This window comes from Haloarcula sp. S1AR25-4, from assembly GCF_031624555.1.
GTDB classification, from domain to species: domain Archaea; phylum Halobacteriota; class Halobacteria; order Halobacteriales; family Haloarculaceae; genus Haloarcula; species Haloarcula pellucida.
Window position 1 is genome coordinate 76,118 of sequence record NZ_JAMQOR010000005.1, and the last position, 7,807, is coordinate 83,924.

Sequence of the window (7,807 nt, forward strand, 5' to 3'; positions counted from 1 at the left end):
ACACCGACCCGCGTCGTCACGCTCGCCCTCCCGAAGACCGGCCTCACCAACCTCGGTGCCGACCTCGTCCTCGCCGACATCGGCTCGCCCGGCGGGGTGTACGAACGACTCGCTATCCCCGCCGCGTCGCCGTTCGGCGACGCGTACGCGGTGACCCTCTCGCTGTCCGCGTAACCCCTGGGTAACTGAACCATTAGGTGCCCGCCGGTCGACACCCCGTCCATGGCCGACCCGTTCGTGGTCGTCGGTGGTGACGCCGCCGGCCTCAGTGCCGCCAGTAAGTACGCGCGAGAGAATCCAGACGGCGACGTCGTCGTCTTCGAGAAGGGCCGGTGGGTCTCGTACGCCCACTGCGGGACGCCCTACTACGTCAAGGGCGAGGTGGACAACCTGACGGACCTCCTCTCGCTGTCGCCCGAGGACGCCGCCGACCGGGGTATCGACCTCCGTCGGGAACACGAGGTCGTCGGCGTCGATACCGACGCCCAGACCGTGGCCGTCGTGGGCGACGGCGAGCGGTTCGAACAGCCGTACAGCGACCTCCTCGTCGCGACGGGCGCCCACGCCGTCACCGACCCGATTCCGGGGAGCGACCGCGAGATGGCCTTTACGATGCACGGACTCGACTCGGCGGCGGCGGTCCGGGCGGCACTATCGCCCGCTGGCGAAGAGTGGGTCGACACCGATATCGAGTACGTCGACGCCGACCTCGTCCAGCGGTACACGGACCGCGACCCGCCGGACCGGGTCGCCGTGGTCGGCGGCGGCTACGTCGGCGTCGAGATGGCCGAGGCGTTCCGCGCCCACGGACTGGAGACCCACGTCTTCCAGCGGTCGTCACACCTCCTGCCGCCGTTCGGCGACGCCGTCTGTGAGCGCGTGGCCGACCACCTCCGCGAACAGGGCGTGACGCTTCACCTGAACACCGCCGTCTCCGAACTAGACGGCGGCGACAGCGTCGAGGCAGTCGTCCACGAGGACGGGCGCGTGCCCGTGGACCTCGCGCTGGTCGGTATCGGCATCGCACCGAACACGCAACTCCTCTCGGACACGCCGGTCGAACTCGGCGAGTCGGATGCCGTCGCCGTCGACGACTACGGCCGGACGAATATCGATGGCGTCTACGCCGCCGGCGACTGCGCCGAGGCCCGCCACGCCGTCACCGGCGAGTCGACGTGGGTGCCGCTCGGCCTCACCGCGAACCGGGCCGGGCGCGCCATCGGACAGACGGTCGCCGGCGACCCGGAACCGGTCGGCGACGTGGCCGGAACGGCCGTCGTCAAGGCGTTCGAATTGGAGTGTGGCCGGGTCGGCCTCGTCCACGAGGACGCGGCCAGCGACGCCGGGTTCGACCCCGTCTCGGTGTCGATCGACGCCGGCTCACGGTCGGGGTACTACCCCGGCGGGGACGAGACGACGGTGACGCTGACCGCCGACCGCGACTCCGGACGGGTCCTCGGCGGGTCCATCGTCGGCCGTGACCGGGCCGCCGTTCGCATCGACACGCTCGCCACGGCGCTGGAGTCGGACCTCACCGTCGCCGAACTCGAACGACTGGACCTCGCGTACGCGCCGCCGTTCAGTCCGGTGTGGGACCCGATTCTCGTCGCGGCGAAGGTGCTTCGGGGGACCCTCGAATAGCACTCAGCGATTCCCGCCAGCGAGCGCGCTGGCCGCCGGGAGGGTTCTGAGCCGCCACATCGCAAGCGTGCCGACGATTGGTCCGACGACCAGCGGGAGGAACGCCCACTGCCAGCCGACGTACTCGGCCACCACCGGGAGCAACTGGATAGAGCCGATAGTGAGCAGGAACCCCACGGCCGTCTGGAGCGTCAGCGCGGTGCCGACGTAGCTCTCCTCGGCGAGTTCCGTCACGCACGCCGAGAACTGCGCGGAGTCGGCGACGATGGTGAACCCCCAGACGGCGAGGAACGGGACGAGGACGGCGAGCGGTGCGTCGAAGACGACGCCGGCCAGCACCGAGAAACTCCCGCTGACGACCATGCTCGCGCCCGTGACGGTGGTCCGGCCGAGGCCGTCGGCGAGTCTGCCGGCTACGAGCGCGCCGAGGCTCCCGATACCGATGGTGCCGAAGGCGAGGAGTGCGGCCAGCGTCGGCGTCGCGTACGCGCTCTCGCGAGTGGCGAAACTCGCGGCGAGGTAGACGGGAATCCACGTCCAGACGGCGTACAGTTCCCACATGTGGCCGAAGTAGCCGAGATTCGCCAGCATGGTCGGCCGGTCGGTGAGGATGCGGCGGACGGCGCCGGGGTCGAACGGCGCGGCCGGCGACTGGTAGGGGCCGGGGCGAGCGCCGAGGACGAGCAACCCGCCGACGGCGGCCAGCCCGGCGGCGACGAGGAGGACGAACTGGGGTCGTCCGACGCCGCCGACGGCCCGAACGAGGTGTGGGAGCGCCGACCCGAGCGTGAGTGCGCCGACCAGCGCACCGATGGCGAGGCCGCGCTGTCCCCGGAACCAGCCCGCGACGAGTTTCATGCCCGGCGGGTAGACGCCCGCCAGCGAGACGCCGGTGAGAAAGCGGAGGACGATAGCCGGGCCGGCGCTGTCGACGACGATGCCGAGTGCCGCGGTCAGCGCCGCGCCGAGGAACGCCGAGGCCGCGAACAGGTAGCGGGTCGGAACGGCATCGGCGAGCGTCAGCGCCGCCGAGAGGACGGCGCCGACGACGAACCCTATCTGGACCGCGCTGGTGAGCAACGCCGACTCCGTCGGGGTGAGGTTCCACTGCGCGGTCAACTCCGGTGCGACGGCCGAGGCGCTGAACCACAGCGACATCGCCAGTAACTCCGCGACGCCGACCAGTGCCAGCATCCGCCAGCGTCCGTCGGTCCCGGGAACCGTGTCGACTGCCGCTCCGTCCGTGGTCTCCGCGGTCATCGGTCTGTCGTGTTCACGTACCGAACCCGCTCAGTTGTATCGGCTCCGGTGTCGGTCTCGGCCGCGGCGCGTGAGCGAACCGACGGCGTGCGCTCCGGTCTGGACGGGTCGCTATCGAGCATACAAGTTACTACTGGTAACTGAACGCTGTCCCGTAATCAACGTCAGCCAACGGGCGCGTAACCCGGTAACGCTACGGAAACCACAGGCGGGCTACCACGCGGCGTCGAGGACGTGCTCGATGTCCTCGTGAGACGGGTCGAGGCCGGCCGGCGCGTTCGCCATGAATGCATCCGAGAGGACGGCTTCAGCCACCTCGGGGAACGCCTCGCGGGCCGGGCCGTCCACGTCCCGGAGACGCGTCGGGAGGCCCAGTGTGGCGGCCACCTCCGACACGCTCTCGACGACGGCCGACGCCGGGTCGTCGGCGTCTGCCACGCCGAGAGCGTCGGCCAGTCGGTCCTGCCGGCCGTCGACGGCGTCGAACAGGTACTCGAGCGCGTGTGGCGCGATGACGGCGTGGGCGGCGCCCTGTTGGACATCGTACGTGCGCGTGAGGCCGTGCCCGAAGGCGTGAATCAGCGAGAGGGTCGTCACGCCCGGTCGGGAGATGCCGTACTGGACGAGCACGATGCCCTGCGCGAGTCGCTGGTACACCGCGTCGCCCTCGTTCCCCTCGCCGAACGCCAGCAGGCCGTCCTGCAACAGGCCGAGGCCGCGCATCGCCGTGGCGTCGGTCACCGGCGTCGCCGTACTCGCGTACAGCGTCTCGACGCCCTTATCGAAGCCGTTCATCGCGGAGGCAGCCAGCACGCCGCGGGGCGTGGTCGCCAGTAGTTCGGGGTCGTAACACACCGCGGCGGGCATCAGTTCGGGGGCCGAGATGCCGCCGCTCGCTGCGTCCTCGACGGGGCAGGTCCCCGGGACGGCCGTGACGCCGGCCACCATCGAGAGGTCGGCGCCGGCGAGCGTCGTCGGGACGGCGACGATGGGGGGCAGTCCCGTATCGGGCACCCGTATCGTCCCCGTCTCGGCGAACTCGGAACCGACGGCTTCGGGGTCGCGGTTGGTGGCCGCGATGGCCGCGAGTACCTTCGCCACGTCGAGACTACTGCCGCCGCCGACGCTGACTACCGCGTCGGCCTCGACCTCGCGGAACCGCTCCAGCGCGTCGTAGGCGGTTCCCAGTCGTTTCGCGGGCGTCGTCTCCGCGAAGACGCCGGCCAGTCGGTCGCCCAGTCCGTCCCTGACGGGGGTCATCACCGCTTGCGTCTCGCCGACCGTCGACCCGGTGACCACCAGCGCTCGCTCACAGTCGATAGCGGCCAGTTCCTCGGCTAGCCCGTCGACGCAGTTCGGCCCGTAGCGCAGGATCGCCGGGTCGTACTCGAACCGGAACGGCGCTGTGAGGTCGTCGGCGACGTGGTCTGACATCCTCACTTACTCCGCGGGGACGTTCGCCCCATCGAACGGTGGGAGTCGCGCTTCGATCTCTTCGCGTTCGTCTTCCAGCCACTCGGGCAGCGTGAGCGACTCGCCGAGTTCGGACCGGGGCTCGTCGGCGGTGAACCCCGGCCCCACCGTCGATAGCTCGACGAGGACGCCGTTCGGTTCTCGGCAGTACAGCGCCGTGAAGTACGTTCGGTCGATGATCTCGCTCGGTTCGAGACCCCGCTCCTCGTAGGCCTCGCGATAGGCCTCCAGTTCGGCGTCGTCCTCGGCACGGAACGCGACGTGGTGGACCGTCCCAACGCCCATCCGGCCCACACTCTCGTCCGTCTCGACGACGTCGACGACCGAGCCGAACTCGCCCGTGGTACTCCGGTAGCGGTGTCGGCCGTCCTCGGTCGCCTCGTGTTCGTAGCCGAGGACGTCGGTGAGTAGCCCACCGGTCGGGTCGACCGACTCGACGGCGAGCGTCACCGAGTAGAGCCCCCGTAGCTGATGCTCTTCGGGGACCGGGCTATCTTCCCACGGGACCGCCCCCGTCTCGGCGTCGGTGGCGACGAGTTCCAGTCCGATGCCGTCCGGGTCGTCGAACTGGAGGACCGTCTCTGTTCGCGGCTTCGCCGCTTGCGTGTCCGCCGAACGCCGTTCTGTGGCACTCGCGCTTTCCGAGGCCCTTCGTTCCCCGCTCTCGAACCGTTCAGTCCGCTCGACGGCGACGTCGTGGGACTCCAGCCGATCGGTCCAGTAGTCGACCGAGTCCTCCGGGATGAGATACGCCGTGGCCTGCGTCTGGCCCGCACCGAACTCACCCCGTCGCCCCCGGTCGGTCCACGGGAAGAAGGTGATAGTCGTCCCGGGCGTCCCCTCCTCGTCACCGAAGTAGAAGTGGTAGGTACCGGTGTCGTCGTGGTTGACCGTCTTCTTGACGAACCTGAGTCCGAGTGTACCGACGTAGAAGTCCGCGTTCCGTTGCGGGTCGCCGGCTATCGCTGTGACGTGGTGGAGCCCGGACGTTGCTGGTGACATGGACAGTCCTACGCGGTCGGCGCTTGTGGCCCTTTCCTCACACGGATGTCACCGGGGGACACGAGGGTTACCACGTCACTGCAAGCAAGTGAACGGTTAACACGGACGCTCCGCTACGACACCTATGGTGTGTCCCCACTTGGCGTACCGCAAAACCAACGGCGACCGGTCCTTCGCCGAGGCCCGTGCCTTCTGTACCGTCGTCGACGAGTTCGTCCAGCCGATGCGGGCCGACATCTGTAACGACCGGTTCGCGCTCGATCACGCGGCCCACTGCGAGATATACCGTGGCCACGAGGAGGGCGAGGAGTGAGCTACGAGGCCTTCCTCGACGGGGACCCCGTCATCGTCACCGCGGCTCTCACCGGTGGCGACTACCGACGAGACACGGGAGATTCTCGGCCTGTGACTTGCCGGCCCCCTCTGTCAGTAGACGTTACGACTGTCGAGTGAGTAGTGGTGGTATGGGGACGCTTCGCTGTCGGCACTGTGGGGAACCGCTGACGACCGGTCTCCTCGCGACGCAGCGGCGTCATTGCTGTCTCAACGACACCCCTATCGCCGGGGCGTGCCCCAACCACGGTCCGGTCGGGCCACACGACGCTGTCGAGGAATAGCGCTATCGCTCGTCGGTGACGGACTCGGAAAGACGTGTTCTCAGTTTACGCGACGATGCTAGCGGCGGCGATGAACGACCATCGCGTTCCGCTCGTCGATTCGCGCTGCTTCGCTTCTGCCTGTGTCTCGTTTCGAGGGTGTTTCCAGTTCATCGTACTTCTCCATACACGCTCTATGCGTAAAAAGTATTCCATTCCTGATATGTATTTCGTGGTCGTTTATGGACAACGAACCACTCTTGAAGCGCACTCCCTCGGCCTAAAGTACACGAATGATCCAAAATTATCGGTGTGTGTGTGAAAGCCTTTTTGGTCGATATATCGGGTCCCACACTATTTATCGCAGGTGTATCACTACCCGGGCTACAGCGCGACACCATTACGCGCTCGCGCTCACGCACGCGTAGATAACAAAATGACGAGCGCCAGTTGGCTCGAGCGTGCGCTCTTCTACAGCACCTACTCTCTCGAACACCTGTCTGCGAGCGTCACGGGGTGTTCGGTGTGCCGGCGTAAACGATTGGGTGTCAATACAATCACACGAGGTATCGCAGTAGACGACGGCTCCAGCGCCTGTCTCGGCCATATCTTGGTAACAAGTGGCAAGATAATACTATAACCCCTCGTCCATTACCCCGTACTATCCATGAAGAAGCAAGAGCTCATTCACCTACATAGTCTTCTCGCACAGGTACAGCATCACTACGAGACAGAAGCCGAAACCTCCGTTCAACACGACGAATACGCCGAACTGGGTGTCAAGCCGACATCGATTCATAAGTCCAAGACCGACCACAAAGACGCCGTCTTCGCCCTCGCCGATGGTCTCACCTCCGATATGGTCGCAGAAAGCGACGAACCGCTGACGCTCACCGCCGACTGAGTCGATCCAGCCGCCGTTCTGCAGTGACACTATCCCGTTCAGCGCCTTAGCCGTCGGTCTCTAGTCCCCAGTTGCCGGCCCGTAGTCGGTCCGTGTGGTACGCGGTATCGCAACTCTCAGTTCCTTTATACGCTGAGGGGACCTACTTGGCGTGTGAGTGAAGAAACAGGGCGACGGAACCTCCGAATGCCCAACGACGACGAACTGTTTGCGGTCGTAACAGAACACAACGGTGGCAACCACGTCAGAATCCAGTGCGAGGACGGCGAGAACCGGATGGGGCGCATCCCCGGCCGAATGAAGTACCGGACGTGGATCAACGAGGGCGACATCGTCCTCGCCGAACCGTGGGACTGGCAAGACGAGAAGGCCAACATCGAGTGGCGCTACAAGGGCCAGGACGCCGACCAGCTCCGTGCCGAGGGCCACATCGACTCCCTGACTGCCTGATTGACGTATTCTGCGGCCGCATGCTCCCTCCCTACTGAGTGTTCTTTCCGTCTGCTACCGCCGGCAGCTACAGGACTGGCGACGGTACCGGCCCCGGACTTCCCCGTTGCTGACAGACACTGTTTCGAGACGGGTCTATCCCATCCCTGCGCGCAGCTCCGGAGAGATATGACGTCTATGTAGCTCCACTCCCCGTCAGACGAAGTGTCACCGGATTCTGGAACCGTCTATCTATCTGACTACTATTCGTTATATACCGCCGCAGTCTTGCGGTTAGGTACGTGAAGCTCTCACGTCACGTGGGGGATATGTGGTGGCAGCACAGGGCGGGCTCGAGACGAGTCATTTATATGTACCCCTCCCATCGGATATGATGCGAAGGTCGCCCCGGGCCGCCCGGGTCGACACGGCCGGTCGTCGACGCGGCGACCGGTCGCTCGTAGAAGGCTGCTCGACGCGAGCATCCTTCGACCCCATGAGG

7 protein-coding genes are annotated in these 7,807 nt (G+C 66.5%); 4 read left to right on the plus strand and 3 right to left on the minus strand.

Annotated elements, in window-relative coordinates; genetic code table 11:
* Positions 1 to 222 precede the first annotated feature (222 nt).
* Entirely contained in the window at positions 223 to 1,641 is a 1,419-nt protein-coding gene (locus NDI85_RS19605; protein WP_310916707.1) for an FAD-dependent oxidoreductase, read from the plus strand.
* Between the two features lie 3 nt (positions 1,642 to 1,644).
* Here the strand turns inward: NDI85_RS19605 and NDI85_RS19610 are convergent, their stop codons facing one another.
* The 3 genes from NDI85_RS19610 to NDI85_RS19620 form a co-directional block, all read right to left on the minus strand.
* On the minus strand, positions 1,645 to 2,901 hold the full coding sequence (locus NDI85_RS19610) for an MFS transporter (RefSeq protein ID WP_310916708.1): 1,257 nt from the start codon (positions 2,899 to 2,901) through the stop codon (positions 1,645 to 1,647).
* Between the two features lie 213 nt (positions 2,902 to 3,114).
* A complete protein-coding gene (locus NDI85_RS19615; protein ID WP_310916709.1) occupies positions 3,115 to 4,335 on the minus strand; it encodes an iron-containing alcohol dehydrogenase family protein in 1,221 nt (406 codons plus the stop codon).
* A 6-nt stretch (positions 4,336 to 4,341) separates the two neighbouring features.
* Positions 4,342 to 5,376 carry a ring-cleaving dioxygenase gene (locus NDI85_RS19620; protein WP_310916710.1) on the minus strand — a complete coding sequence of 345 codons (1,035 nt, stop codon included), beginning with the start codon at positions 5,374 to 5,376 and terminating at the stop codon, positions 4,342 to 4,344.
* A 124-nt stretch (positions 5,377 to 5,500) separates the two neighbouring features.
* On the opposite strand from NDI85_RS19620, the gene NDI85_RS19625 reads away from it, so the two are divergent.
* From NDI85_RS19625 to NDI85_RS19635, 3 genes are all read left to right on the plus strand, one after another.
* Positions 5,501 to 5,689 carry a hypothetical protein gene (locus NDI85_RS19625; protein ID WP_188997814.1) on the plus strand — a complete coding sequence of 63 codons (189 nt, stop codon included), beginning with the start codon at positions 5,501 to 5,503 and terminating at the stop codon, positions 5,687 to 5,689.
* A gap of 950 nt (positions 5,690 to 6,639) precedes the next feature.
* Positions 6,640 to 6,876 carry a UPF0058 family protein gene (locus NDI85_RS19630; protein WP_166970989.1) on the plus strand — a complete coding sequence of 79 codons (237 nt, stop codon included), beginning with the start codon at positions 6,640 to 6,642 and terminating at the stop codon, positions 6,874 to 6,876.
* Between the two features lie 153 nt (positions 6,877 to 7,029).
* On the plus strand, positions 7,030 to 7,326 hold the full coding sequence (locus NDI85_RS19635; RefSeq protein ID WP_166970987.1) for a translation initiation factor eIF-1A: 297 nt from the start codon (positions 7,030 to 7,032) through the stop codon (positions 7,324 to 7,326).
* The last annotated feature ends 481 nt before the right edge of the window (positions 7,327 to 7,807 follow it).